Source organism: Mesorhizobium sp. M7A.F.Ca.CA.004.06.1.1 (genome assembly GCF_003999135.1).
Classification (GTDB): Bacteria; Pseudomonadota; Alphaproteobacteria; order Rhizobiales; family Rhizobiaceae; genus Mesorhizobium.
This window is the reverse complement of record NZ_RZPQ01000949.1, coordinates 1-1,902: the sequence shown is the minus strand read 5'-3', so window position 1 is coordinate 1,902 and position 1,902 is coordinate 1. Positions and strand designations below refer to the sequence as shown.

The window sequence follows — 1,902 nt, the reverse complement described above, 5'->3', positions numbered from 1 at the left end:
CAACTGGCTGCTGATCTTCGCCATCTGCGTGGCGCTCGCGGTCGTCTATCCGCTCTTTGCCGGCGGCTATCAGCTGACGGTGATCCGCGACGCGCTGATCTTCGGCCTGTTCGCGGCGAGCCTCGACTTCTTCTGGGGCCGCACCGGAATCCTGTGTTTCGGCCACGCCGCCTTTTTCGGCATCGGCGGCTACATCATGGCGCTGGTCACACTCAATGATGCCATCCCCTTTGGAAGCTTACTCGGCATCATGGGTGCGGTGGCGGGTGCGGCCTTCGTCGCCGCCATCATCGGCTACTTCCTGTTCTTCGGCGGCATCCGTGGCAGCTATTTCACCATCGTCACGCTGGCCATGGGCGTCATCTGCCAGCAGGCCGCGGTCTCCTGGAGCTCGGTCACCGGCGGCGACAGCGGCCTGATCGGCATCCCGCCGATCGAGTTCGATCTTGGCGGGCTGCACGTCGATCTCAGCCAGGATCTGCCCAGCTACATCTTCGTCTCGGCCATCGTCGCCATGACGGTGCTGGCGCTCTGGTTGATCAGCCGTGGCCGCTGGGGCACAGTGCTGACCGCCATTCAAGACAATGAAATCCGGGCGGCCGCGCTCGGCCACAACGCGCCATTGCGGCTGCTTGTCACTTTCGTCCTGTCGGCGGCGATCGCCGGCCTTGCCGGCGCCCTCTATGTCTGTATGGCCGGGCTGGTGGCACCCGATCTGTCCGGGCTGCTTCTGTCTACGGAAGTCATCGTCTGGGTGGCGGTCGGCGGACGCGGCACGCTGCTTGGGCCAGTACTGGGCGCCATCTTCATTCAGCGCGCGCAGCAGACGATCAGCAGCTTCAACCCGAGCCTGTGGCCGCTGCTGCTCGGCTGTGTCTTCGTCATCATCGTCTTCGTCCTGCCGGATGGCATCCTGTCGATCTACGCGCGGCTGAAAGACCTGTTCAAGGGCGGGAGGCGCGCGCAATGAGCGACATCCTGCTGCAGGCTGAAAATGTCGGTATCCGCTTTGGCGGACTGCAGGCGCTGGAGGCTCTGAACCTCGCCGTACGAGACAAGGAACTTTGCTGCATCATCGGGCCGAACGGCGCTGGCAAGAGCACCTTCCTCAACGTGCTGACCGGCACGCTGCGTCCGACCAGCGGCAGCGTGCGCTTCCTCGGCCATGACATCGCCGGATTGCCGCTGCATCGCATCGCCCGGCTCGGCATCGCCCGCAAATTCCAGATTCCCTCGGTTTTCCCGAACCTCTCGGTGGAGGACAATCTGAAGGTCGCGCGCTGGGGCGCGCCTTCGCCAGTGCGCCCGGTTGGTGAACTCTTGGAACTGGTCGCGCTCGGTAACCGTGCCGCCACGCTGGCCGGCGAGCTCGCGCATGGCCAGAAGCAATGGCTGGAGATCGGGATGGCGTTGGCGATAGAGCCAAAGTTGCTTTTGCTCGACGAGCCGACCGCCGGCATGACACCACAAGAGACGCTGGCGACGGCCGACATGCTGCTGCGGCTCAAGGGCGAGTTCTCGATCGTTGCCGTCGAGCACGACATCCGCTTCGTGCGGGCGCTGAACTGCGAGACATTGGTGCTGCACCAGGGACGCCGACTGCGCAGCGGTCCTTTCCACGACATCGAGACCGACGAGATGGTCCGCGACGTCTATCTGGGGAGGCGCTGAGCATGCTGCGGACACTTGCCGTCTCGGCCGGCTACGGCCTGCTCCCGGTGCTGAACGGCATCGACCTCAGTGTCGCGTCCGGCGAAGTCGTCGGCCTGCTTGGCCGCAACGGCGCAGGCAAGACGACGCTGCTGCGCGTCATCGCCGGCGGCTTGCGAGCGAGCGGATGCGCGGTGGGTCTCGGTGATAAAGACCTCACCAACGCGCCAGCATTCCGCCGCGCGCGGGCAG

The 1,902-nt window shown here is 65.1% G+C and carries 3 protein-coding genes; all 3 read left to right on the top strand.

Going from position 1 to position 1,902, the window contains the following annotated elements; all coding sequences use genetic code 11:
• A partial coding sequence (locus EN906_RS32535; protein WP_164777543.1) for a branched-chain amino acid ABC transporter permease occupies positions 1-970 on the top strand: 970 nt, incomplete at its 5' end.
• Entirely contained in the window at positions 967-1,671 is a 705-nt protein-coding gene (locus EN906_RS32530) for an ATP-binding cassette domain-containing protein (protein WP_127268597.1), read from the top strand. The genes EN906_RS32535 and EN906_RS32530, both read left to right, overlap by 4 nt.
• Positions 1,672-1,673: 2 nt before the next feature.
• The coding region (locus tag EN906_RS32525) for an ATP-binding cassette domain-containing protein (protein WP_127375698.1) at positions 1,674-1,902 on the top strand (229 nt) is incomplete at its 3' end.

Coding starts and splice junctions, on each gene's coding strand:
- EN906_RS32530 (WP_127268597.1), top strand. CDS start 967: ATGAGCGACATCCTGCTGCAGGCTGAAAATGTCGGTATCCGCTTTGGC.